The organism is Clostridium estertheticum, from assembly GCF_011065935.2.
Lineage (GTDB): Bacteria > Bacillota > Clostridia > Clostridiales > Clostridiaceae > Clostridium_AD > Clostridium_AD estertheticum_A.
Window position 1 is genome coordinate 1,111,053 of sequence record NZ_JAAMNH020000001.1, and the last position, 25,406, is coordinate 1,136,458.

General features: G+C 31.5%; 25 protein-coding genes, 3 pseudogenes and 1 other annotated feature. Of the genes and pseudogenes, 19 read left to right on the forward strand and 9 right to left on the reverse strand.

The window, feature by feature from the left end; all coding sequences use genetic code 11:
• Positions 1-19: 19 nt before the first annotated feature.
• A pseudogene (locus G9F72_RS05080) lies at positions 20-250 on the reverse strand (nucleotide modification associated domain-containing protein); the annotation flags it as partial.
• 324 nt (positions 251-574) lie between these two features.
• Positions 575-1,171 (reverse strand): cysteine hydrolase family protein, encoded by a 597-nt coding sequence (locus G9F72_RS05085; RefSeq protein WP_164959961.1) that lies wholly within the window; start codon positions 1,169-1,171, stop codon positions 575-577.
• Positions 1,172-1,999: 828 nt separating this feature from the next.
• On the opposite strand from G9F72_RS05085, the gene G9F72_RS05090 reads away from it, so the two are divergent.
• Together G9F72_RS05090 and G9F72_RS05095 are read left to right on the forward strand one after the other, a co-directional pair.
• Entirely contained in the window at positions 2,000-2,281 is a 282-nt protein-coding gene (locus tag G9F72_RS05090) for a metal-sensing transcriptional repressor (RefSeq protein WP_164959962.1), read from the forward strand.
• Positions 2,282-2,300: 19 nt separating this feature from the next.
• Entirely contained in the window at positions 2,301-3,353 is a 1,053-nt protein-coding gene (locus tag G9F72_RS05095; RefSeq protein WP_164959963.1) for a DMT family transporter, read from the forward strand.
• A 229-nt stretch (positions 3,354-3,582) separates the two neighbouring features.
• Here G9F72_RS05095 and G9F72_RS05100 read toward each other — a convergent pair whose 3' ends face one another.
• Positions 3,583-4,557, reverse strand: a complete 975-nt coding sequence (locus G9F72_RS05100; RefSeq protein WP_164959964.1) for a DUF1259 domain-containing protein — start codon at positions 4,555-4,557, stop codon at positions 3,583-3,585.
• 158 nt (positions 4,558-4,715) lie between these two features.
• Here G9F72_RS05100 and G9F72_RS05105 point away from each other — a divergent pair.
• Both G9F72_RS05105 and G9F72_RS05110 read left to right on the forward strand, forming a co-directional pair.
• A pseudogene (locus G9F72_RS05105) lies at positions 4,716-5,129 on the forward strand (B12-binding domain-containing radical SAM protein); the annotation flags it as partial.
• A gap of 188 nt (positions 5,130-5,317) precedes the next feature.
• Positions 5,318-6,223, forward strand: a complete 906-nt coding sequence (locus tag G9F72_RS05110) for a sensor histidine kinase (protein WP_164959965.1) — start codon at positions 5,318-5,320, stop codon at positions 6,221-6,223.
• 823 nt (positions 6,224-7,046) lie between these two features.
• Here G9F72_RS05110 and G9F72_RS05115 read toward each other — a convergent pair.
• Together G9F72_RS05115 and G9F72_RS05120 are read right to left on the reverse strand one after the other, a co-directional pair.
• A complete protein-coding gene (locus G9F72_RS05115) occupies positions 7,047-7,307 on the reverse strand; it encodes a hypothetical protein (RefSeq protein WP_224675972.1) in 261 nt (86 codons plus the stop codon).
• Positions 7,308-7,320: 13 nt separating this feature from the next.
• Positions 7,321-7,545 (reverse strand): hypothetical protein, encoded by a 225-nt coding sequence (locus G9F72_RS05120; RefSeq protein ID WP_224675973.1) that lies wholly within the window; start codon positions 7,543-7,545, stop codon positions 7,321-7,323.
• Positions 7,546-7,762: 217 nt separating this feature from the next.
• Here G9F72_RS05120 and G9F72_RS05125 point away from each other — a divergent pair, with 217 nt between their 5' ends.
• The 4 genes from G9F72_RS05125 to G9F72_RS05140 all read left to right on the forward strand — a co-directional run bounded on the left by G9F72_RS05125 (position 7,763) and on the right by G9F72_RS05140 (position 9,760).
• Entirely contained in the window at positions 7,763-8,611 is an 849-nt protein-coding gene (locus tag G9F72_RS05125; RefSeq protein WP_164959987.1) for a sialate O-acetylesterase, read from the forward strand.
• 62 nt (positions 8,612-8,673) lie between these two features.
• Positions 8,674-9,174 carry a PadR family transcriptional regulator gene (locus G9F72_RS05130; RefSeq protein WP_164959967.1) on the forward strand — a complete coding sequence of 167 codons (501 nt, stop codon included), beginning with the start codon at positions 8,674-8,676 and terminating at the stop codon, positions 9,172-9,174.
• Positions 9,175-9,251: 77 nt separating this feature from the next.
• Entirely contained in the window at positions 9,252-9,443 is a 192-nt protein-coding gene (locus G9F72_RS05135; protein WP_164959968.1) for a hypothetical protein, read from the forward strand.
• A 62-nt stretch (positions 9,444-9,505) separates the two neighbouring features.
• Positions 9,506-9,760 (forward strand): lysozyme inhibitor LprI family protein, encoded by a 255-nt coding sequence (locus tag G9F72_RS05140; protein WP_164959969.1) that lies wholly within the window; start codon positions 9,506-9,508, stop codon positions 9,758-9,760.
• A 237-nt stretch (positions 9,761-9,997) separates the two neighbouring features.
• Here G9F72_RS05140 and G9F72_RS05145 read toward each other — a convergent pair whose 3' ends face one another.
• Together G9F72_RS05145 and G9F72_RS05150 are read right to left on the reverse strand one after the other, a co-directional pair.
• The gene (locus G9F72_RS05145; RefSeq protein ID WP_164959970.1) at positions 9,998-10,816 is read right to left on the reverse strand and encodes a GyrI-like domain-containing protein; all 819 of its coding nucleotides are present in this window, start codon (positions 10,814-10,816) and stop codon (positions 9,998-10,000) included.
• A gap of 136 nt (positions 10,817-10,952) precedes the next feature.
• Positions 10,953-11,426, reverse strand: a complete 474-nt coding sequence (locus tag G9F72_RS05150; RefSeq protein WP_224675974.1) for a 4Fe-4S dicluster domain-containing protein — start codon at positions 11,424-11,426, stop codon at positions 10,953-10,955.
• A gap of 297 nt (positions 11,427-11,723) precedes the next feature.
• Between G9F72_RS05150 and G9F72_RS05155 the strand changes: the two genes are divergently transcribed.
• Complete coding sequence (locus G9F72_RS05155) at positions 11,724-12,995, forward strand: RidA family protein (protein ID WP_164959972.1); 1,272 nt, start codon at positions 11,724-11,726, stop codon at positions 12,993-12,995.
• Positions 12,996-13,136: 141 nt separating this feature from the next.
• On the opposite strand, the gene G9F72_RS05160 is transcribed toward G9F72_RS05155, so the two are convergent.
• Positions 13,137-13,418, reverse strand: coding sequence for a transposase (locus tag G9F72_RS05160; protein WP_164959988.1), 282 nt, complete (start codon positions 13,416-13,418; stop codon positions 13,137-13,139).
• Positions 13,419-13,912: 494 nt separating this feature from the next.
• Positions 13,913-14,160, forward strand: a binding site (T-box leader).
• 251 nt (positions 14,161-14,411) lie between these two features.
• Between G9F72_RS05160 and G9F72_RS05165 the strand changes: the two genes are divergently transcribed.
• Both G9F72_RS05165 and G9F72_RS05170 read left to right on the forward strand, forming a co-directional pair.
• Positions 14,412-14,954 (forward strand): isochorismatase family cysteine hydrolase, encoded by a 543-nt coding sequence (locus tag G9F72_RS05165; protein ID WP_164959973.1) that lies wholly within the window; start codon positions 14,412-14,414, stop codon positions 14,952-14,954.
• A 470-nt stretch (positions 14,955-15,424) separates the two neighbouring features.
• Positions 15,425-16,933, forward strand: coding sequence for a YfcC family protein (locus tag G9F72_RS05170; RefSeq protein WP_164959974.1), 1,509 nt, complete (start codon positions 15,425-15,427; stop codon positions 16,931-16,933).
• Between the two features lie 368 nt (positions 16,934-17,301).
• Here G9F72_RS05170 and G9F72_RS27525 read toward each other — a convergent pair whose 3' ends face one another.
• Positions 17,302-17,451 carry a type II CAAX prenyl endopeptidase Rce1 family protein gene (locus G9F72_RS27525; RefSeq protein WP_411955948.1) on the reverse strand — a complete coding sequence of 50 codons (150 nt, stop codon included), beginning with the start codon at positions 17,449-17,451 and terminating at the stop codon, positions 17,302-17,304.
• A gap of 38 nt (positions 17,452-17,489) precedes the next feature.
• Here G9F72_RS27525 and G9F72_RS05175 point away from each other — a divergent pair, with 38 nt between their 5' ends.
• The 8 genes and pseudogenes from G9F72_RS05175 to G9F72_RS05210 all read left to right on the forward strand — a co-directional run bounded on the left by G9F72_RS05175 (position 17,490) and on the right by G9F72_RS05210 (position 25,384).
• Entirely contained in the window at positions 17,490-17,822 is a 333-nt protein-coding gene (locus G9F72_RS05175; RefSeq protein WP_224676266.1) for a tRNA-dihydrouridine synthase, read from the forward strand.
• Positions 17,786-18,205, forward strand: a pseudogene (locus G9F72_RS05180) (FMN-dependent NADH-azoreductase); the annotation flags it as partial. The gene G9F72_RS05175 and the pseudogene G9F72_RS05180, both read left to right, overlap by 37 nt.
• 596 nt (positions 18,206-18,801) lie before the next feature.
• Entirely contained in the window at positions 18,802-20,025 is a 1,224-nt protein-coding gene (arcA, locus tag G9F72_RS05185) for an arginine deiminase (protein ID WP_164959975.1), read from the forward strand.
• 37 nt (positions 20,026-20,062) lie between these two features.
• Positions 20,063-21,064: an ornithine carbamoyltransferase gene (gene argF, locus G9F72_RS05190; protein WP_202054902.1), complete on the forward strand. Its 1,002-nt coding sequence runs from the start codon at positions 20,063-20,065 to the stop codon at positions 21,062-21,064.
• A gap of 102 nt (positions 21,065-21,166) precedes the next feature.
• Positions 21,167-22,573 (forward strand): basic amino acid/polyamine antiporter, encoded by a 1,407-nt coding sequence (locus G9F72_RS05195; RefSeq protein ID WP_164959977.1) that lies wholly within the window; start codon positions 21,167-21,169, stop codon positions 22,571-22,573.
• A 90-nt stretch (positions 22,574-22,663) separates the two neighbouring features.
• Positions 22,664-23,614, forward strand: coding sequence for a carbamate kinase (arcC, locus tag G9F72_RS05200; RefSeq protein WP_164959978.1), 951 nt, complete (start codon positions 22,664-22,666; stop codon positions 23,612-23,614).
• Positions 23,615-23,753: 139 nt separating this feature from the next.
• A complete protein-coding gene (locus G9F72_RS05205; RefSeq protein WP_411955949.1) occupies positions 23,754-25,064 on the forward strand; it encodes a DUF4317 domain-containing protein in 1,311 nt (436 codons plus the stop codon).
• A 68-nt stretch (positions 25,065-25,132) separates the two neighbouring features.
• On the forward strand, positions 25,133-25,384 hold the full coding sequence (locus G9F72_RS05210; RefSeq protein ID WP_164959979.1) for a hypothetical protein: 252 nt from the start codon (positions 25,133-25,135) through the stop codon (positions 25,382-25,384).
• The last annotated feature ends 22 nt before the right edge of the window (positions 25,385-25,406 follow it).

The window sequence follows — 25,406 nt, forward strand, 5'->3', positions numbered from 1 at the left end:
ATATGAATATTGTTCATTATTACTCTTTATCTCTATTTTCTATTTCAATAATAGTCATGATAGAGTAATTGGCTAAATCTAATAGCGTATCTATAATGCTCTCGTCTTTTACTTCAGCATCCTGCTTAATTAATTGCTTATATCTTCGCAATTTATCTTCTAATCTAATTGCAGGCATAATAAGACCATACTCTTGAAATCCCTCGCTAAAACTATCTCCATAATCTTTATTCTTTGCGGTAAACCCTTTTGCTACGCCGCTGCTGGTACAGTATTAATGACACTTATATAGGGCTGTTATAATGATTAACAAACAATAATTTGCTATAGGTACGACTTAGGGTGTTAATACATATAGATAAGATTAATATTTTTTATTAAAGGTTATGTCGAAATATTATTGAAGTGCGACGTAAAAACACCCCAAAATTCAAATATGAATAATGCGGTGTTCTAGTAAACTATTCGTTTTTTGTAGTTGAGTCGTTAAATGAAAAATCCACGAACTAGTGTTAGACCTGGATCTTCGAGCGATGATTGTACTACAATTCTTTAAATATTTTCAACTCCAATTCTATTTAAACATTTTATATACTTCTTCTACATTAACTACTTCGCTTCTTCCAAAGCTAAGTAATGCTAGTCCCATTTTCTTTCTTTCTAAATTGAAAGATGCTGTAGTTTCAATTGGCACAATGCAGTTATAATTTAAAGAAAAAGCATGGCTACAAGTTTCAAATACACAAACATCTGTTGCAGCTCCAACAATTATTAAATTTTTTATGTTTTTACCTTTCAGTATTTCATCTAAATTTGTATTGAAAAATGCATCCCATCTATTTTTTACTACCAACTCTTCCCCATCTCGAGGTGCTAAAGGGGGAATGATTTCTGCGTCTAAAGAGCCCTTAATAAAATGCTTGTACTTCCTTACTTCAAACCTTTCACTAAGCATTTTCCAGTCACTAAAGTCTTCATTATATTCGGTTTTAACATTAACAACTAGCATCCCATTTTCATTAAAGTAGTCCTTTAATTTTACCATTGGCGTTACTATATCTTCTTGCTTTGTTACATCAACATTTAGCATCTTTACCAGTGAACCATCTGGAGCCCCACCACCATATTGCATATCAATTACTATTAATGCAGTTTCCCATTTATTCAACATATTTAACCGCTCCTTTGTGTTTATTTATTATAAATTTGTTATTAGTTACTAATTTAACTTGCTTAATGGTAATTATATCATATTTATATGATGATAAATGTTTCTTTTACATATAAGTGTAAAACAACCTCATTTTCTAACACCACATTATTCAATTCTCAAAGATCATTGTTCGTGCTTTAAGTTTTATATAGTTAAGTCACCTTATTATCACACTACGTAGTAAAAGTTGCAAAACAAGTAGCAAACAATAACTTCCAGTTATTGTAACGTCCCCCGAGGTCGTAGTAAAAACTGGAAGCTTTTACTTATTGCAGTAACGGCAGACAAATACAAAGGGCGTAGGCCTATAGAGTATCCTAAGCTATGGGAAAGATATTATAAAATGATGCAAGATAGTGATATAAGTGGTGTTGATGTTATGAAAATATTAGATTTAAAGAAAACTACATTCTATAAATTAATTAATCAGTATGAAGAGGGTAAATAAGATACCTTCTTTTTTTATTATGGATTGACTATTAGGGGAAGCACCAACATTTCCGACTTAACCACTCTAAAGAATAGTGAACCGCTGTATATAATTGTATAATTTACTCGTGAGTTGTTTCGCAGTCGTAGATAATCCAGGACTATTAGATATTAATATAGCAAAACAATAGGGGGCAAATAGTAAATATGCTATTTATACCCTATTATTTTTAAATCTGTAATTAGATATTTATATAAAATGTAGTTTTAACATTTAACATTAATATTGGAATCCAAACAAAATAATGTTATAATTTTATTAACCCCCTCTGGGGGATAGCGAATGGAGGCTTAACCATGGTTGAACAACATAATCACGAACATGAAAATACTAAAGCAGTTATCAATAGGCTATCTAAAGCCATAGGACATTTAGAATCTGTTAAAAAGATGGTAGAGAATGGTAGAGATTGCAGTGAGGTTCTTATTCAAATTGCAGCAGTAAAATCTGCAGTTAATAACATTGGAAAAATTATTTTACAAGACCATATTAATACCTGTGTTGTAAATGCAGTAGAAACTGGAGATAAAAGGGTACTAGAAGATTTGAATAGTGCTATTGATAAATTTATAAAATAATATTTGAGAGGTATTCAAAATGATAATTAAACAATATAAGTCAATTTATTTTGCATTACTATCAGCAGCATTATATGCAATTAGTTTGCCTGTATCAAAACTACTGTTAAAAGAAATTCCCCCTACATTAATGGCATCATTTCTCTATCTAGGATCAGGACTGGGGATGTCCATTGTTGGATTGATTAAGAATAAGATATACAAGGAGAAAACTGAAGCAAAGCTTACTAAACAAGATATTCCATTTACAATTGGAATGATTGTATTAGATATTGCAGCACCTATATTTTTGATGTTTGGGCTTACCATGACAACTTCTGCTAATGCATCATTACTTAACAATTTTGAAATTGTTGCAACCTCTGTGATTGCTTTATTAATCTTTAAGGAGTATATCAGCAAACGACTATGGGGCGCTATTTCTTTAATTACTTTATCAATTATTATTATATCTGTAAAAGATATAAGCAGTTTTTCCTTTTCATTTGGTTCAATCCTTGTCTTGTTAGGATGTATTTGTTGGGGATTTGAAAATAACTGTACAAGAAAGTTATCTGTAAAAGATCCATTAGAAATTGTTGTCATTAAAGGATTTGGTTCTGGAATTGGGTCTTTACTAATTGCACTTACATTAGGTGAACAAACAAATAATTTCCCCTATATTTTAGCAGCCCTCCTATTAGGATTCTTTGCTTATGGATTAAGTATATTCTTTTATATCTATGCTCAAAGAGACTTAGGAGCAGCAAGAACAAGCGCCTATTACGCTATAGCACCATTTATTGGGGTGGGGTTATCATTGTTAATGTTTAGAGAAATACCAACATTCTCATTTGTTATCGCTTTAGTCATTATGATTATAGGGACGTATTTTGCCTCAACAGAAGTTCATAATCATAATCATAGGCATACAGTAATAACTCATGAGCATAGACATAGACATAATGATGATCATCATAGCCATATTCACGATAAAACTGTTATTGGAAAGCATAATCATATTCATGCTCATGAGGTATATACTCATTCACATAAACACACTCAAGATATTCATCATGGTCATGCTCATTAAATTATAATTAATTTTACTTCAGCCAATAATTTTATATAAGTTAGTCGAAGTATATGAAAAATCTTTATAATACCAAGTTTAATTAGATGTAAAAAGTTATGAGAGTAATCACAATTTTCATAAACTACGGCCTAAATGAATGTATGATTTTACTTAAAACCTGGTTGTATAAATTTTAAGCATCAGTAATAGCACTGATGCTTTTCAATGATGTTGAATTTCAAAAGAGTTATTTCGCTAAATCAAGAACAGACTTGAAAGTTTGTGCTATATATTCTGATTTGTCTACTGCCCAGAAGTGCATGAAGAATAGTCGTGGGATTTCAGTTAGCATATGATTGTGAATAGCAGTTACAGCAATATTATTCTTCTTAAGGAGGCTTGCAATTGGATTGACTTCATCTGCAAATAAAACAAAATCACCAGTGGTAGCCACTTTCTCTCCCAAAGATTGAAAGTTAATACCATGTGATATTCCCATAGCTGGTGATAATTGATGACCATCCTCTGAAATTATTGTGGCTCTTGGAAATGATAGCTGCAGCACATTACCTTTATGGGAACCTTTGTGTCCCAAAATATTTTCTATTAAACTCCAATCTATTTGAGAGGGAAGTTGTTGTTTTACTTTAAATGGAGTTGTTGTTAGAGAAAGTGCATTTCTTACACTTTGAGCAAGTTTAATTGGATTTCCTTCTCCATTAATGTGTAGATACATAATTCTTGGTGATTCATACAGTAGATGATTATGAAGCGCTGTTACTTCAATTCCATTTTCAAATAGACTGGACATGACAGGACCAACCTCGCTTTGTAGTAAAACCAAATCCCCCATCAGCATACTGTGATTTCCTAATTGATTAAATGCTACCCAGGAAGTGAGCGCAAGGCCGGGTTCTATTATAGTGTCACCTATTCTGACCATTAAGTCAAAACGTGGAAAAGTAAACTTAAAAACTCCTCCTGCGGTAGTACCTTCCTCGGAAAAGATCTTTTTTATGTTCTCTAAATCATATTCCGACCTTTGATTTCTAAAATTTAAAGCCTTATTTGATATTGGAATAGGAACTAATAGTTCTTTCCCTTCAAATATTTGATGTGGCCAAAATATATTATTGGTCATTGCAAGCATTTGAGTACAAATTCCGAAACGATGCGCTATTGTATATAGCGTATCTCCATATTGAACTTTATAAGTTATCATGAAGCTCCTCTCCTAATTAATAAATCTTCTTTATTATTCTATTCTTTACTTTATTAAATAGTTACTAAGAATCACTGGAAAACTCCCTGTCAAGTGGATGTGGATAGTAGAAATTATATGAAAATATAAAGAAGAGGATGAAATTTTTTTTATATTAAACAGTAATTGCAGGAGGTATACATATAACAGCAGATCCAGAGGGAACTGTTAATAGTTTTGATGCAATAAGTGTAGGAATGGCTGAGAAAGTTTGGACAAAAATCCTTAAGGATAAAGAAAATAATTCACTTAAAAAGATATATTATGATATGGAGAATATTACTGGAGAAGAAATAGTATCACCTGACTATGACATAATTGATAGAAGTAAATAATTATATACTAATATAATTAGTACAAGCAGGGGATGTCCTTTTCAATGTGATTTTTGCTATAATAGTTGCAAAAATGTACTTAAAACTTATATTAATAGACCTGTAGACGATGTAATTAAAGACATAAATGCAATAAATACAAGACACATAATGTTTATTGATGATAATTTTATTGGAAATCCCAATTGGACAAAAGAATTTGCACCTATAAATATATCACTAACTGTATTGTCCTAATTAAATAATATTTCTTAAAATAGTATTTAATTATATTATTACCCCTTAAAATTCCAATTATAAACGTATATTCTAATGGAATTGAATATACATTATAGTTTAATTCATTAATTCATTAATTCATTATCGCAAATGGGGGATTATGTAATATGAAAAATATATCTAGGGTAAAAGAGATAATCGTTGCTAATAAAGAGAAAGCAGGCAGGGTAGCAGATTTAATTATTGTTAATAAAGCGTTAATCATTGCTAATAAAGCGTTAATCATTGCTAATAAGGAACAAGGAGAATTTCTTGTTAATATATCTCATGAACTTAAAACACCATTAAATGTTATTTTTTCAACAGCTCAATTATTTGATATGTATTGCAAGAGTGGATCACTCGACGATAAGAAGGAGTCAATTATTAGGTATATTGAGTCTATGAAACTAAATTCATATAGATTATCAAAACTTATTAATAATATAGTTGATATATCAAAAATTGAAGCGGGATTCTTTAAATTGAACTTATCAAATAACAATATAGTCCAAGTTGTAGAAGATATAGTGATGTCTGTAACTACTTTAACTGAATGTAATGGTTTACAAATTATTTTTGATACGGATATAGAAGAAAAAATTATTGCTTGTGACACAGAAAAAATAGAGAGAATAGTATTAAATCTTATGTCAAATGCGATAAAATTTTCAGATGATGGTGATGAAATATTTGTAGATATTAAGGATAAGAGTGAATTTATTGAAATCTCAGTCAAAGATAATGGCATTGGTATTGAAGACAAGAACCTTAGTATGATATTTGATAGATTTAAGCAGGTGGATAAATCCCTATCAAGAAATACAGAAGGTACGGGTGTTGGTTTAAGTTTAGTTAAATCAATTGTAGAATTACACGGTGGTAGTATATATGTTGAAAGTGAATGTGGGAAGGGAAGTAAGTTTACTGTTAGGCTTCCTTCAAAAAAGGTACTTCATGAAAGTATACTATATAATAACGAAGTTAAGAGTCAAAATCAAAATATACGAGTGGAATTTTCAGATGTTTATTAATAACTTGCTTAAATAACTAAACCGCTAAAAACGGGGAGGGGATTATCCAAGGTAATAAGTAAAAAAGAATTTATTTTCATAGGATTAGGCAAGAGTAGACGGCAATAGAAAGATACTTCTTTATAAGACAGTTTTTTTTTACTAAAAGGAAATCGTATTTCTAAAAAGTGGGCTTCTGGTACCTCTCACATGACTATTCCATTTAATGTAAACAAAATATAACTATGATTATAACTTAATTATTTAATGTTTACATTAATGTAAAAATTGAAGTATATTTAAAAAGTAATAAAAGTAATAATTTTTATTACCTTTCAAGTAATAAAAGTATTTGAAGCTATTATAATAAAATGCCATAAAAATAGCCACTCTCTTCAAGAGAATGGCTATTAACTGTCGCATACTTTATTCGTACGCTATATTATAGTATATGAATGGAATATTAAAAATATTCCATACTCTAAAAATAATAAATAACATAAATCAGAGCTGAAACTCTTTTTTTATTCCATTATGATGCTGTTTTAATTTTGCCCCTTTTTTTGCCCCTTATAGTTTAAAATAAATAGGGATAGACAAGCATAGTTTAAAAAACAAAGTGAGTATTTAAACCGTCTTGAGGACTATTTGAAATCGCTTAAAACGTCATTTTACGAACCAGTTGGTCGCAGGTTTGGACTCCTTTCCCACGCAACATAAAAACAGTAGGTACCTCAATGGCTTGAGATATCTACTGTTTTTTTTGATACAACTGGATAAATATTAAATTGCATGTTTTAACATGATGCTTAATGATATTATGTATAAATAAAGGTGTGTAGTATCATTGAGGAAGCAAGGTTAGATTGCATTCAATAGTAATAGCTATTCTTAATACAGCAGTTATAATCATATCATTTTCAACATCATACAATCCAGCTGCTCTAGCGCGAGCAACTTTCATACTTTGATTTTCAATATAACCAAATTCATTCCTTAAATTTTCAGTATTACTGATTTCTAATATTGTTCCATCAATACTCAATAACCTATAGCCTTGGGAGGTATTATAGGGGAACGAAGGAACCCTCTTTCTATTCGACATATTTAGCTTACCCCTAGGGGTCATTGGCGGACCAACGGGCCACCTTGCTAATACGTAAAGCGTTCCCATGGCTCCCACCCTCCACATACAACACGGTGATAAAGCTTAAAATATCAATGCAGTAAGTACAACAATCCAGCTCCTCTAATTGTTCCTCAGTAAGGAAAAGAAAAGATACCTTAAAAATATCATTAAAATTTTCGCGATAAAGTTTTACAACATATTTTGCATCACGCATTGTAGCAAATTTTAGTTTGTCCTCATAATAACTAAAATCAGCGGTACTTCAGAAAAAATATAGTTGACAATTAGTCTAATTAGACTATAATATTTAAATGTTATTAGTCTAATTAGACTAATAATAAATTTAGTGGTTTTTGATATCTAGGAAAATCTACTGAAGCAATGATTTAATAATAACGCACTATTTAGAAGGTGGTCAGAAGATGAAAAAAATGGTTAAATCGTTTTTAATGTTAGGACAGTCGAATATGGCTGGACGAGGGTTTATTCATGAAGTAACGCCGATTTATAATGAAAGAATACAAATGTTGCGTAATGGTAGATGGCAAATGATGACTGAGCCCATCAATTATGACCGTCCTGTTTCAGGAATAAGTCTTGCCGGTTCTTTTGCAGATGCATGGTGTCGTCAAAATCAAGAAGATACTATTGGCTTAATTCCTTGTGCAGAAGGTGGAAGTTCACTGGATGAATGGGCTGTAGACCAAACACTTTTTAGACATGCAATAACTGAAGCTAAATTTGCTATGCAAAGAAGTGAGTTAACAGGAATTCTATGGCATCAAGGAGAAAGTGATAGTATCAATGGTAACTACAAAGTCTATTACAAAAAATTACTTTTAATTATTGAGGCTCTTAGAAAGGAGTTGAATGCTCCAGATATTCCTCTCATTATTGGCGGCTTAGGAGATTTTTTAGGCAAACAAGGATTTGGAAAAAACTGTACTGAATATAACTTTATTAATGAGGAGTTACAAAAAATTGCTTTTGAACAAGATAATTGTTACTTTGTCACAGCCTCAGGTTTAACTTCTAATCCAGATTGTATTCATATTGATGCAATTTCTCAAAGAAAATTTGGTTTACGATATTTTGAAGCCTTTTCTAATAAGCAACATGTACTGAAGCCATTAATTAATGAAAATGAGTTGATAAATCTTAATCATGCTAGAACACATACCAAAGCAGAAAAGATATACATAAAAATTATGGATTTGTCATTAGGAAAAATATCATATGATGAATTCGAATATCAATTCATACAAATCAACAATGGGTAAACTTTATAAATAAGGATAACTATTAGCATAATTTTGACGAAGAATATAAAGGAAGTGTTTTTTTGATACCATTACTAATTTTAGGTTTATTAAAACAAAACCCAGGTTCTTACGGATACGAATTATTAGCCTTAATGGAAGAGAGACACCATAAATATATAGTAAATTTCACTAAAGGGTCATTCTATTATAATCTTCAGCAATTAGAAGAAAAACAATACATTATAAAAGTTGACCAAGTAGACAATACTAGAGAGACGCATAATTATATCATAACTGAACTAGGAGATAAAGAATTTGAAAAATTGATGTTCAAGTATGGCTCTAAGACAGAGTATATAAATTTATCTTTTTATGCAGCAATGCTATTTGCTAATGAATATAACAGCGAGGAACTAATAAAACTAATAGAAATACAAATGGAACAAACTAAACAGAAAATTTTTTTATTACAACAATCTCTAGAGCATAATGAAACTATCCCTACTTATTTTAGAAAAATGTTGGAAAATTCACTTTCTCATCATTTAGTAAATCTTCATTGGTTTGAAGGACTGTTGTAAGATATAATTAACTTTAAAGGTACAATATGAGAATAATCCGAGGCACTAAAACCAAAATTTAGAAAGGTGGAATTAAGATGGCAAATAAAACAAAAGTAAATTATCAACATGAGGAAGAGGAGGATAATGAGCAATTCCTAAGAAACTTTGAATATAAAGGGGAAGAAATATTTGCCTGTGACACTTGTGAAACTGAAATATTAGAAGAGGAATATAAGCGTAATGACGGCAGATGTGATGAGTGTAATGCTGATATATATGAGCCTTAGTTACTTCATATTCCGTAGCAAACAACAACTTCTAGTTATTGTTACGTCTCCCGTGTGAGGCCTTGGCTGAGCTTTCTAAAAAGAGCGAATATATACAAAAACTTAATAATATTGAAAAAGGCTTACCAGAATTAGATGGGTCAACAATAGAAATGATACAAGCAGCATCAGTAGCTTACAAAAGGTGGGATGATGCCTTGAATGATATTTACGGATTATTAAAGAAACAATTATCTCCAAATGAAATGAGTTTATTAAGGGAAAAACAAATTAAATGGATAAAATACAGAGATGATAAAGCAAAGACTGATTCGTAAAAATTTGAAGGTGGGACAATGGAAAGTCTAGAGTACAGTATGTCATTAGAAGAAACCACAAAAAAGAGATGCTATGAGTTAGTTGAAGTTTATATGAAGTAAATTTTATTTTTAAAGATATAAATTATAAGGGATGGTTAACATACTCTAGAATAAGAGTTGTTGTCCACACCTGAATTTATTAGCGAGACTATGAGGATTTAAATCCTATGTTATTAGCAAGAATGTAACTTCTAGTTATAACAGTTTTCTAATAGGTATTTGTATTTCAGATACATATTCATTTTCAGAATCTGAAAAGTCATAATCTACTATATTTTTTTCGATAGAGTCTCCCAATATTTCGTATCCATTTTCTTCAATCCATTCAATAAGAACGGTATAGTGATTTTCGATATCTTTATAGGGTCCTAAAAAAACAACATAAGCAAACTCATTTTCTGGAATCGTTATCAAATCCAACTCTATTATATTTTCAGTTGACAAGATTTCGATAAAATATTTAAATTTGTTAAAATTTCCACTTGTCATGTTTTCTCTTGAAAGAGAAGTGTATACTTGACCTTCAATTAGCCAGGAACTGAGCTTTAAATATTTTTCGTTTTTTTTAACGGACTCTTTAAGTTCGTACTCGTTTTTACTATCTTTAATGTCTAAAAGCACTCCAATTCTTTGAGGCAAGCGCTTTATCTTTACAATATTCAGCTCATGTTTTATATTTCCAAGTAGCTCAAGTTTTGTATTTATTTTGTTTTTTAAATTGACTAACTTATTTATTTTTACATCAATTTCCTCTTCCTTATTTTTTAGTAAGGTCATTAAGTTATTTGTATTTTTATTATTCATATATTTTTTAATATCCTGTAATGAAATATCAAGATTTTTAAAAAATAGGATTCTGCTTAGTTTGAAAAAATTTCGAACACTATAGAATCTGTATTTATTTACAACATCACAATTAGGTTTTAAAAGATCGATTTTGTCATAATGCCTTAAGGTATCTGTGCTTATATTAAAAAGCTTGGCTAATTCACCAATTAAAAAAGTATCCTTCATAATTATGTCACCTCCATTCTATAAATATTAAACTATTTATCACTATTATTATAAACCACTAAGTAACATTAAAGCTATTAAAAAATATGAATGTAACATATTGACATTAGACCTGCTCTAAGGTTTATACTCTATTTTATAGAGTTTTACTAAAAAGACTTGGAGTATTGAGCTTATAAGGACAGTGATTTTTACAATGCCCACAGTCAATGCAATAATTTGTGAGTTCCATCTTTTCTTTAAAGATATCCTCTGAAAATCCTTGATAAGGAGCTCTTTTAAGAAGAAGTGACATTCGTGCAGATGTAGGGATTTCAATTCCAACAGGGCATGGAAGACAATATCCACAAGCACGACAAAAATCTCCTGAAAGTTCAGTACGATCCTTGTTAATGATAGACCACATTGTTTCATCCAATAGTGGTGGTTTTTTCTCCAAAGAAATAAATTCATCTAACCCAGTTTCTCTTTGTATTTCCCATATTGGTACAACATTATCAAATTGCCTTAGAAATGAAAAGACTGAGGCAGCATTAGTTATTAGACCACCAGAAAGAGCCTTCATTGCGATTAGTCCCACATTTCTTTTTTTACATTCTTCAATTAACAATAAATCAGTGTAAGCAGATAAAGAACTTAAGGGAAATTGTACTTATTGTTTAAGCGATTCTTACAATGAAACTAGATAGATCTTTTAGACTGATTAGACGGCCTTTTATCTATACAAATTTATATCATTTATCAAAATCAAATTTCTTAATGTATCTTTAAGTTTTTCTCGTGATTTCTCTTTATTTTTAAAATAATAATAATACCTATTGACATTAGAGGTAGTCCAAGGTTTATGATTTACTTAGATGAATTTTAATGATTCTATCAATAAATATTACAAAAGGGGAATACTATTATGAGCGACTATAACGCAGTATTAGCAAGAAATACGGAAAATGCTCCAAAAGGTATCGGTCCATATTCACAAACTGTAGCTTACTCTCATTACAATAATCTTTCAGCTCAATTACCTATCGATCCAAAATCTGGTAAATTGGTAGCTGGTGGTGTAAAAGAGCAGGCGAAGCAGTGCTTTAAAAATATCAAGGCAATTGTAGATAGCATCGACCATGTTATGAGCGATGTTGTTAGAATCACTGTATTCGTTAAGAATATCAAAGATATTGACGCTGTAGACGAAGTTTATAAAACATTCTTCCAAAGCTATCTTCCTACACGGACTATAGTCGCAGTTGCAGCTTTGCCTATGGATGCTTTGGTGCAAATTGAAGCACTTCTTTCAAACGGTGAAGGTACAATTCCAAACGCACCACAAGCAGGTGACCTCATAAAGCTTACAAATAACACGGCAAATGCGCCAACAAATCCTCTATCTACGCAAGCTGTAGCTTTTTCTCATTACAATAATCTTTCAGCTCAATTACCTATCGATCCAAAATCTGGTAGAGTGGTAGCTGGTGGTGTAAAAGAGCAGGCTGGACAGTGCTTAAAGAATATCAAGGCAATTTTAGAAAGTATCGACGTTCCTTTTGACGATATTGTTAAAATTAATATATTCCTTAAAAACCTTTCGGATATTGAAGCCGTAAACGAAGTTTATACAACATTTTTCCCAGACTCGGCTATCGCCAGGGCCGTAGCCTATGTCCCTGCACGGACAACAGTTGCAGCTTCAGCTTTACTTATGGATGCTTTGGTACAAATTGAAGCAGTGGTGTCACACGGAGATGGTACACCCCCACAAGTTGTTGAAGACAGGCATGGACTCATCATAGAAGCAAACAATACGGAAAATGCACCAAAAAGTTCTCTATATACACAAACTGTAGCTTTTTCTCATTACAATCATATTTCAGCTCAATTACCTTTAGACCCAAAAACTGGTGAAATGGTAGCTGGTGGTGTAAAAGAACAGGCTGGACAGTGCTTAAAAAATATCAAGGCAATTGTAGAAAGTGTCGATCACGTTATGGACGATGTGGTTAAAGTGAATATCTTCCTTAAAAATATCGCAGATATTGATGCTGTAGACGAAGTTTACACAACATTCTTCCCAAGCGGTGTTCCTGCACGAAGAACAGTTGGCGTATCAGCTTTACTTAAAGATGCTTTAGTCCAAATCGATGTAGTTGTATCAAACGCTGAAGGAACACCTCCAAAAGCATAACAGGCATTTGTTTGTAAATACAGGAACTATCAAAGTTATTTGTTAATGCGGACGGTGAATGCGAAATCGCATATCCTAATCATAAAAAGGGGCTGTCTCAAATGAAAATTGAGACAGCCTCTACACTTTGTTTCCCTCTTGTTAAAAATCTTCAAAATCCGTAATTTCCTTCAAAACTCCGAATACACCTTCCACTTGGATTGATCGATTCATTCGCAAGACAATTCCAAGCGGGCTGGTAATGTTCTCAAGGGACTGTTGTCTCTTTGTCGCAAAGGTTTGTGAGAATGAAATTTTCTTATTTCCTTGCGCTTTAGTGCATCGAGGTTTGTATTGGCAGTCTTCGCAATTTTCACATTCATATACTCTAACTTTCGTTTCATATCCGCTCGGAGATTTCCTTTTGGTGTGATTCAGATAAATGTTGGCGAGCCCCCATAGCCATCAAGCTAAGAAAGCTCTATAAAAATAAATCCCCCCAGTTGTAAAAATGTTATTATTAGAGAGACAGTAAAAAGACACCCTGGGGGAATTAGAAATGACAGAAGGAAAAATTTAAAACTGGATGGAGATATAAAGCTTTTTGCAAATGAACTTAAACCCTGTTTTTCAAAAGAAGAGATTGAAGAAGTCGAGAGAGACAGGTTTTGTGAAAAGAAAAGTAAAACTCGCGTATGGGAATTCGTTTGCTTATGCTACTTTATGGATGTAGAGGTTGCGAATAATACACTTGTTACCTTATGTACAAAACTTAGTGAAAAACAGGCATACTGTACACATTAAATAACAATATACACCTTATACGTCTGGCTCTACGCTGGCAAAAATCTTTTTCAAAAGTCTCACTTTATCTATTTTTATATTGATTTTAAATTTGTATTGTATTATTATGTAAAATAATTATAAAAAATAATACAAATATTGCTATGATAAGAAGAGTAATTAAATAAATTCTTTTAAAGAGAGCTTTGATAGCTGAAATGGAGTAAAGAATTATTTAGTGAAACAAGCCTTTGAGCTTCACTCCGAATCTTTTTTAAGGGAGGCAGTGACGTATGTTCACGTTACAGAACTAGAGTATAAGTGATAACGTACTTGATGAGGTTAATATGCTAACATATTAACGAACTAGGGTGGCACCGCGAAGATTGCTCTCGCCCCTAAGATTATAGAATCTTGGGGGTGAGAGCTTTTTTTGTTTGGATTTTCATTTATAATGCCTTATTGTGAGTGTGCCATGTGTTAGTTGATGCAGAAATAGGTAGATTTAAAAAGGTAATGCGACGATAAAAAAGCCGTCAATCATAATCCACCGAAAATAATTTTTTTTTAAAAGGCATATTACTGCTTTTCATCATGATATGATCTGTAATTAAGTATGTTATAAGTAGTATAGATTAATTAGGAGGTTATGAGATGAAATCAGCATTGTTAATAATTGATATGCAAAAATTATTTAAAAGCTTAATGCAATCAGATTTTGAAAATGTACTAGTACCTAATACAGAGAAAGCATTAAAAATTGCTAGAAATAAAAATATGACCATTATACACATTAGAACAGTATATAAAAAAGATAAGAGTAATTGGTCAAGAGTTAGAATGCATTACAAAAAAATGTGGTGTGAAGAGGATTGTTGGGAAAGTGAATTTATTGATGAGTTAATACCACTAATGGATGAATGTATTATTGATAAAAGTAGGTTTAGCGGTTTTTACAATACGAATCTTGGAGATTATTTACATGAAAATGAAATTGAACACATATATATAGCGGGGTATGCAACAGATGTTTGTATTAGATTTACAGCTGTTGATGCATTCAATAGAGATATTTTAGTTACTATATTAAATGAGTGTGTACTTTCAGAAAGAGAAGAAAATGAACAGGCTATAGAATATCTTAAGTTTTTCACAAAAAGTTCAGTATCAACGATAAAAGAAATGGAAAATAGATAATTTTAATTATAATAAATATTATGTTTAATTAAAGAAGTGGTTGATTATATATAGTTTACAAGAGGGAATATTCTAATAGTGTGACCCATGTCCTACCTTTTTCATTTTTAAGAAATATGTTTAAAATATATTTTAGAGTAATTAAAACACCGATATATTCAAATAAATTTTTGAATATATCGGTGTTTTGGTAATATGGGGACTTATGTGACACTATTTAAAGGTAAATAATATCAAACGGCTGTTTTTTTTCATTAACTGTTGCTGCCGGACAATATTATCCAATTTTTCTAAAATGAGTTTGTATTTCTGATTGTCCTCTATAATTTCTACTATTGTGAGTTAAATTATAAATGAATATACATAAGAATGAATATTTAGTAATTTTGTAAAATTTTATTGAAAAATGTCGTAAAACTTGTATAATGTAATTGTAATTACAAAATTAAATTAATTTAGGGGGAAATAAAATGAGTAAAAAGAAAAAAAGCTTTCCTACAGCATTTACTGTGCTATTTATAGTTCTAATTTTTGCAGCTGTACTTACCTATGTGGTACCAGCAGGTTCATATGCAAAATTAAAGTATGATAATGAAAAAAACATTTTCGCTGTAATAAAACCAGATGCCTCTGTAAAGGAATTGCCTGGAACACAAGATACACTAAATAAACTAAAAATCAAGATAGACATACAAAAATTTAAGGATGGAAGTATTAGCAAACCTGTGGCAATTCCAGACACTTATGAGAAGGTAAAGCAAAACCCTCAAGGTTTAGCTAATATAATTCAAGCTCCGATAAAAGGAGTATATGACACCATTGATATTATTATGTTTGTATTCATAATTGGTGGATGTATTGGTGTATTAAATAGCAGTGGAGCTTTTGATGCAGGTATTGCAAGTCTTTCACGTATTACCAAAGGAAAAGAATTTATTTTAATTATTGTAGTTACAATATTGATTTCTATAGGAGGAACCACTTTTGGATTAGCAGAAGAAACCATTGCCCTATATCCAATACTTGTTCCAGTATTTATGGCAGCAGGCTATGATGCAATAGTATGTATTGCTGCACTTTATATGGGATCATCCATTGGTACGATGTTTTCCACTGTAAATCCATTTTCATCAGTTATTGGTTCAAATGCAGCAGGAATAACCTTTACACAAGGGTTAGGAATGAGGGCTGTAGGTTTAGTAATTGCAACAATAATAACTATTATTTATATTATGAAGTATGCTAAAAAAATAAAAAATGATCCAACTAAATCTTTAATATACAGCCAAAAAGAAGAAATTGAAGATAGATTTTTAAAGGGTTATAACGATAAAGAAGTACCAGAATTTACTTTTAGGCGTAAATTAATGTTAATTATATTTGCGTTAACTTTTGCTGTAATGATTTGGGGAGTTTCCACTCAGGAATGGTGGTTCACTGAAATGACTGCACTATTTTTAGTTGTAGGCATAGGGCTTGGTGTAATTTCAGGACTTGGAGAAAAAGAATTTGTTAACAGATTTATTATTGGGGCCTCTGATTTAGTCGGTGTTGCATTAGTTATTGGAGTTGCAAGATCAATTAATTTGATTATGGAAAATGGAGTAATTTCTGATTCAATTCTTAATATGGCATCAGGATCAGTTCAAGGAATGAATTCAAAAGTATTTATAATTGTAATTCTTTTATTATTTATACTCCTTGGGTTTTTTATCCCTTCATCTTCAGGACTCGCAGTATTGTCAATACCAATTATAGCACCACTTGCGGACACTGTAGGATTGCCAAGAGATATAATAGTAAGTGCATATCAATATGGACAAGGGCTAATATCATTTATAACTCCAACAGGACTTATTTTAGCTACTTTAGCAATGGTAGATGTAACTTATGATAAATGGTTAAAATTTATAATGCCATTAATGGGTTATATTGGAGCACTTGCAGTTGTTATATTATTAATTCAAACAGTATTCTAAATAATAAAAAGTAATATATAAGTACCAATGAATTGGTTATTTAACAATTTTATATTCAGAGTAGTTTTATTACATTATATATGTATATTATCATATGTTTTCACATAAAGAATCACACTGTTTATAAATTTATTTAACAGTGTGATTCTTTATGTGATTATTAACGTGAAACTTAATGATAATTGAAGGATAATTCAGCATAATTTCATAAAAATCTGTCTACAATTATGTGAAGGTTAATACGTAAAAAATAGAAGGAGGGAAAATTATCCTCCTTCTATTTTTAATATTATAATGTTGCATGATATAAGAATATTATGTCTTATATTTCAACTTAATGCAGATTTTCTCATACTCCTTATGTTTAATCAAATAAGTAAAAGAATAGATGTCCCAATGACATTTGCTAAAAAATGTGAAATAGTGCACGAGTAAATATTCTTAGTTTTTTGATAAATCACGCCATAAATAATATTATCTATAAAAATAAAAAACAAGATATAAATAAGAGCTGAAATGGAGCCAGCCGAAAAATTTACCTACAATAGAAGATGGAATACACTATGCTAAAGTATTAGAAAAAAACGGAATAGATTTCCTAGATATTTCTTATGGATTTATAAGTGAACAAGAAATGCACGTAAATAAAGAGTATAAATACTCTAATGCTGTTTATGCAGCGCAAAGGATTAAACAAGAAGTTTCAATTCCAGTATTTGCAGTTAACGGAATTAACTCAGCGGAGATTGCAGAAGAAATATTAAATCAAACAAATGTAGACATTGTAGATATTGCTAAAGGATTTCTTATAAATCCTAATTGGGCAAATGACGCCAAAGATGTGTTTTTGGACCTAAAGACACAACTAGTAGTGAACACCCTATTTTAAAATATGCTTATCAATTTGCTAGCGCAGATAAGTATGCTATTGCAGCTCCAATGTGGAACCTAGCTTTCCCAGCCATTTTAAAAGCATATATCGATTATGTTAGTGTTCCTGGTATTACTTTTAAATATACAGCTGAGGGAGCAGTGGGTTTATTGGAAAATAAAAAAGCTGTTAATATCGTATCGCGTGGAGGAGCTTACTCTGAAGGGTCTATGGCGAATTTTGAAATGGGCGATCGTTATTTAAGAACCATTTTTGGATTCTTTGGAATTAGAGAATTCCAAACCATTGCAGTAGAAAACTGTAATGTGCAAGGTATTGACGTTGACGCAATAGTGAAAGAAGTAAAAGATAAGGCTATAGGCCTATCAAAGAATTTCTAGAATAAATACTGAATGGTATCTGTAAGGTAGACAATAATGGTTACTGTTTATATAAAAAAAGCTTCAGGGTTCACTTCAGTTAGTTTGTATTTCATTTAAAGTTTATTTTATGAGTAGCTCTCATAGAGACTTTTTAAGTGGCGAAACTATGAACGGTTTGTTAACAATAAGATATCATCAATGATTTTAATGCAATATAATGGATGAAAATGAGTTAATATGTACAATAATGGGCAATAAAATCACAAACATACAAGCTATGTCACTTTTTGATAGATAATAATATACATTTATAGGTATAAACATTCAAAAAAAAGTTTATTGAATGTTTATACCTTGTTTTTTTCATTATACACAGTAAATTAAAAGATTGTGAATATATATGCAAACAATTTAACATTCCTAATTGTCAAATGGAAACATACATAGCATTATTACGTAAAATAGAGCTTAGGGTAAGGAATGCGGTGTTAAATTAATAAAAATAATAATAGGCATGATATATATGTAATTACAGTAAAATATTCAGTTTTCCTTATGAAATCGTATACTCTATAATGATGGCATCAACAAGAAACAACAGGGGGGAAAATTAAATGAAGTCATTTATAAATGTAACTTCTGAAATAGGAAAACTTAATAAAGTAATGCTACATAGACCTGGAAGAGAGATAGAAAATTTAGTGCCAGAGCTTCTTGAAAGATTACTTTTTGATGATATTCCTTATTTAGAGGTTGCTAGAAAAGAGCATGATATATTTGCAAAAATATTAAAGGAAAATGATGTGGAGGTTTTTTATTTAGAAGAACTTGCTACCGAGGCTTTGAATGAGGATAAAACAAAAAAAATATTTTTACAACAATTTTTGCAAGAAAGCCATATTAGTAATAAAGAGATATATGAATCCCTTTATACTTATTTAATGTCAAAGTCAACAAGAGAAATGATTGATATCCTTATGGCTGGAGTTAGAAAAAATGAGATAGAGGTTAAGGAAATGCAATCTCTAAGAGGATTAATAGGAAACCAGTATCCTTTCTACTTGGACCCTATGCCTAATCTTTACTTTACTAGAGATCCAGGTGCTTCAATTGGAAATGGTATTACTATAAATACTATGCAAACTGAAGCTAGAAGGCGTGAGACTATGTTCTTGAAATTCATTCATGAATATCATAGCTCTTTTAAAAAATATGAAGTGCCACTTTGGTATGATAGAAGCCTTCCAAATAATATCGAAGGTGGGGACGAGCTTATATTATCTGCCACAACTCTTGCAATAGGATGTAGTCAAAGGACTTCACCAGAGGCTATAGAAGTTGTAGCAAGGAATTTGTTCCAAAAACATACTTCTTTCACAAAAGTATTAGTGTTGGAGATCCCAGCCTGTAGAGCATTTATGCATCTTGATACTGTATTTACTATGGTGGATTATGATAAATTCACAATACACCCTGCTATAGAAGGACCTCTTAATGTTTTTGAAATTACAAAAGGCGTCAATGGAGAATTAAATATTAAACATGAGAAAGATATATTACAAAATATATTAAAATTCGCATTAGGCTTACCTTCAGTTGAGTTAATAAGATGTGGCGGTGGAGACTCTATTGTAGCAGCAAGAGAACAATGGAATGATGGATCAAATACTCTTGCAATTGCACCTGGAAAGGTTATAACTTATGAAAGAAATTATGTTACAAATGATATTTTATCAAAACGAGGTATAACAGTGTTAACAATGCCAAGTGCTGAACTTTCGAGAGGAAGAGGCGGTCCAAGATGTATGAGTATGCCTCTAAATAGAGATAACTTATAAAAACAACAAAAAAATAACAAAATATTAGGAGGAATTTATTATGTTTAACTTAAGAAACAGAAACTTTTTAACTCTGATGGACTTTACTCCAAAGGAAATAAACTACTTTTTAGATTTAGCTAGAGATTTAAAAAGGGCTAAGTATGCAGGTACAGAACAGCAAACATTAAAAGGTAAAAACATTGCGTTAATATTTGAAAAAAGTTCTACAAGAACAAGGTGTGCTTTTGAAGTAGGCGCATTAGATCAAGGAGCACATGTAACATACCTAGGACCTACAGGAACTCAAATTGGCAAAAAAGAATCTGTAGCAGATACAGCAAGGGTTCTTGGAAGAATGTATGATGGAATAGAATACAGAGGATATGGACAAGAAGTAGTTGAAGAACTAGCTAAATATGCAGGAGTGCCTGTATGGAACGGATTAACAACTGAAGACCATCCAACACAAATCCTTGCAGACTTCTTAACTATAAAAGAACATTTTTCTAAACCATTAAATGAAATTAAATTTGTTTATGCTGGTGATGGAAGAAATAATATGGCAAATGCCCTTATGATAGGAGCTGCCAAGATGGGTATGGACTTTAGAATAGTTGCTCCAAATTCATTATTTCCTGAAGATGCACTAGTTAATAAATGTAGAGAAGTAGCTAAGGATACAGGAGCAAAAATCACTATTACGGGTGACGTAGCGCAGGGAGTAAAAGATGCAGATGTTATATACACTGACGTTTGGGTATCCATGGGAGAAGCAGATGAAGTTTGGGAACAAAGGATTAGTATATTAAAACCATATCAAGTTAATAAAGAAATGATGAAGTTAACTGGTAATAAAGATACTAAATTTATGCATTGTCTGCCAGCATATCATGATTTAAAAACTGGAGTTGGTAGAGAAGTATTTGAAAAATTTGGAATGAATGGTGTTGAAGTTACAGATGAAGTATTTGAAAGTGAGGCTTCAATAGTATTTGATGAAGCAGAAAACAGAATGCATACAATCAAAGCAGTTATGGTTGCTACACTTGGTGACTAAGCTAAAGTAATTTATAAGTATAAGGTTAATTAGTGAGGGTAATATTATCGCCCTCACTAATTGAAAATATTGCGAATGCACTGAGCAGAAGGAGAATATAAAATGGAAAAAGAAAAGAAGTTAGGCTTGTCACTATTAGTGGCTCTTGGTGTTGGTTCCATGATCGGAGGCGGAATTTTCAATAGCCCAACTGATCTTATAGGTAAAGCAAATCCTCAATCAGTACTTATTGCATGGGCAGTTGGTGGACTTGGTGTGGCATTTTTAGCACTAGTATTTCAAATGCTTGCAAACAGAAGGCCTGAGCTTACAGGGGGAATTTTTACTTATGCAAAGGAAGGCTTTGGAGAGTTTATTGGATTCAATTCAGCCTGGGGATATTGGTTAAGTGCTTGGCTTGGAAATGTGGCATTTTTTATTCTTATATTTAAAACTTTTAATAGTTTAGTAGGTGACATGAGTCCTATAATATCATTTATATTAGCGTCTGCACTATTATGGGGAATTCATTATATACAAATGAGTGGAATTAAAAACGCTGGAATAATAAACGCTGTTGCTACAGTGGCGAAAATTATTCCATTATTAATGGTAGTTGTATTTGGACTTGCAATATTTAAATTTGGAACTTTTAATGTGTCAAATTGGAAAACAGCATTAGCAGCTACTGGAGATTCTGCTACAGTATTTGCGCAGGTTAAAGGAGCAATGGGTACAATTTTGTGGTGCTTTATTGGTATTGAAGCTGCAACGGTACTTTCTGAGAGAGCAAAATCTCAAAAGATTGTTGGAACAGCTACAATAATAAGTTTAATTGTAACTTTAATACTTTATGCACTGGTTTCAACAACAGCTATGGGCGTAATTCCAGCTAAAGCTCTTGCAGGATCAGCTACACCACTAGCCGATGTACTAGCAAGTACGGTAATTGGAAGTGTTGGAGCTTTAATTGTTAAAGTTGGTTTAATAGTTTCACTTGTAGGCTGCCTAATTAGTTGGATTATGCTTGCAGCAGAAATTCCTTATGTTGCGGCAAAAGGCGGTACAATGCCTAAATGGTTTATGAAACAAAATAACAATGGTGCTACAGTAAATTCATTATTGCTAACGGATGGATTAACTCAAATATTTTTACTTTCCCTACTTTTACCAGCACTTCAAACTGCCTACAATAGTGTGTTTTTAATTTCTACAACATGTATTTTGATTCCATATTTGCTTTCATCATTATATGCAGTTAAGGTTTCATTAGCAGATGGACTAGGAGTTAAAGATAAGGTAGTTTCTATATTAGCCTGTATTTATTCATTATATGTAATTTATGCAGTAGGAATGAAATATTTAGGAACAGCAGTAATACTGTATGCAATTGGTATATTTGTATATCTAAAGGCTAGAAAAGAAAAGAACGAAGTTGTTAGTTTAAATGAGAAAATAGGAATGGCAGCGATTATGATAGGAGCAATCTTGATGATTATACTGCTTGCAATTGGTAAAATTCAACTTTAAATATTATTTTAGTGAAATTTTATAGAATAGCTTTAATCTGTTAAATAAAAAAAATTATATTTTATATATAATATAAAAGGAGAAATTAATATGGCGAGAATAGTAATAGCGCTTGGTGGGAATGCCCTTCAAGCAAATCCAAAGGATACTACAGCAGAAGCACAGTTAGTAACTGCAAGAGAAACTTCAGAGGCTATTGTAGATTTAATTGAAGAGGGTCATGAGGTAATAGTTGCCCATGGTAATGGACCTCAAGTAGGTCAACTTGTAGCTACCTATGAAGCAGCAACATTAATTAATGAAAATAACCCAATAATGCCGTTTCCTGAATGTGGTGCTATGAGTCAAGGCTATATAGGGTATCATCTGCAACAAAGTATTAAGGCGGAGATGGGAAAAAGAGGGATAAATAAACAAGTTGCAACAGTAGTTACTCAAGTAATAGTAGACCCTAATGATCCAGGATTTAAGAATCCAACTAAACCAGTAGGTTCTTTCTTTACAGAGCAGCAGGCTAAGAAACTAATGACTGAAAAGGGATACATAATGAAGGAAGATTCCAATAGAGGCTGGAGACGAGTAGTTGCGTCACCTCTTCCAAAGGCTATAGTTGAAGAACCTATTATTAAAACATTAGTTGAAGCTGGACATGTTGTTATAACTGTTGGTGGAGGCGGTATACCTGTAATTGACAAGGGAAACGGAAACCTTGAAGGAGTACCAGCAGTAATAGATAAGGATTTTGCTTCTGGTAAAATAGCAGAACTTCTAAATGCTGATGCATTGGTTGTACTTACAGCAGTTGAACAAGTTGCTATTAACTTTGGAAAGCCTGATCAAAAGAATCTTTCAAGAATAACGGTAGAAGAGGCTAAGACATACATTGAAGAAGGACATTTTGCTCCTGGCTCTATGCTTCCAAAAATAAAAGCGGCGCTTACTTTCGTTGAAGCAAAAAAAGGTAGAAAAGCAATTATAACATCCCTTGAGAAAGCTAGGGAAGCGATAGGTGGAACGGCAGGAACTGTGATAACAAACTAATTAAATTAAGATGTAAGTCCTAAGAAGAAAATTCTTATGACTGGTATTACTCACTTCATCCATAAGTTGATGTAGCTTAGAAAAATAGTGCCTGTGAAAAGGCACTATTTTTTATTGCAAAAATGTTCTCAAATCTAAAATCTCTAATAGTGTTACTAAGTTCTCAGGTCAATATACCATTTTAAAATTTAGAGAAAGCTTTCTAAATTTAGATGAGGCTGAATACTTTAAATACTTAGAAATTGCTAAAAAAGTACTGTCTGGAACTATTGGGAATAATATTTTAGAACTTAACTTTGAAGCTAATGAAGATTTTACAAATGAAAGACAGATTTCGCTTATGCAGCTTAAAAACAGTCAATTAAAAGATGATGCTCTTGTAGGTAACCTTTATGATTTGATTATAGCTAATTATGATTACACTGGTAATTTTTTAATACTCTTTTTTCATGATGCTTATGATGTTATTAGCAAAACCAAAGATAATATTCGGATAGATGAATCTGAAGAAGTATATGAATATGTGTTATGTGCAATATGTCCAGTTTCACTTTCAGAACCTGGTCTTAGATACTTTGAACAGCAAAACGAAATAAAAGCACGTATTAGAGATTGGATAGTCGAGCCCCCAACTAATGGCTTTGTGTTTCCAGCTTTTATTGATCGTAGTTCAGATGTTAACTCTATTATGTATTATACAAAAAATGCAAAGGATACACATACTGAATTAATGGAAAATGTGCTAGGTTGTCATTCAGTACAAACGGCTACGGTGCAAAAGGAAACATTTCAATCAATTATTAAAGATTCTTTTAGCTTAGATGAAAATAAAGCTGATAAAATTTTTATGGATATACAAGAAAACCTAAGTACTATGATAGAAGAATACAATGCTATAAATGATGATGCAGATTGTGAACCTATAAGCTTAACAAAGAAGGATATACAAAACCTTTTAATAGAAAGTGAAGTTCCGCAGGAAATTACTACTTTGATTCAAAACTCCTATGTAGAGAACTTTGGTGATGATATCACTTTAGCAAAGAATTTAATTGACGCAAAGGCTCTTAAGGCAAATGTGCAAAGAAAAAAGGAAGAACACCTCCACAAACAAGTGGAAATACTTCAAGCTAGACTTGATCAAGTTAAACAAGAGAATACTATAGATAATGAAACTCTCCTGTCTACAGAAGTTAATGATGATAATGTGGTTTTAGAAGAAGCCTCTACAACTGATTTAGAAGAAACTTTAGAAACTAATTTAGAGAAAGTTCCAGATGCATATTCAGAAGAGAATAATGTTACCCCTCATTATGATGTTATACTACAAGTAAAACCCGAAAAAGTTTCTCAAATAAAATCTCAAATAATTGATGGCCAAAAATGCATAGTTATTCCTATTAATGACAATGAACAAACTAGGGTTAATGGTATAGAAAATTTGATTTAGAACAACCTTATTAACTATTTTATCCGGAGGCATTTTTTATATATAGGAAACAGCTTGCGGAAACCGCTGTGGATAACATTTTAACAGAGATTGAAGAAAAGGCAGAAATGTTAATGAATGCAATGAAGTATAAAGTAAGTGATGCCAATTCTATAGCATTTATAAAACTAATACAAAGTAAGAAAAAAATAAATTCAGTTAAAGCTGAAAAGGCATTACTTTTAGCTAAGGACATAAAAGCAATTCACAAGACCTTAGGTGAAAAAAAAATTAAAGTTAATAGTGGGTTTTGTCCTAAATTTACACCTTTCGACAAGTGACAGTCACCCTTGTGGGGAGGTT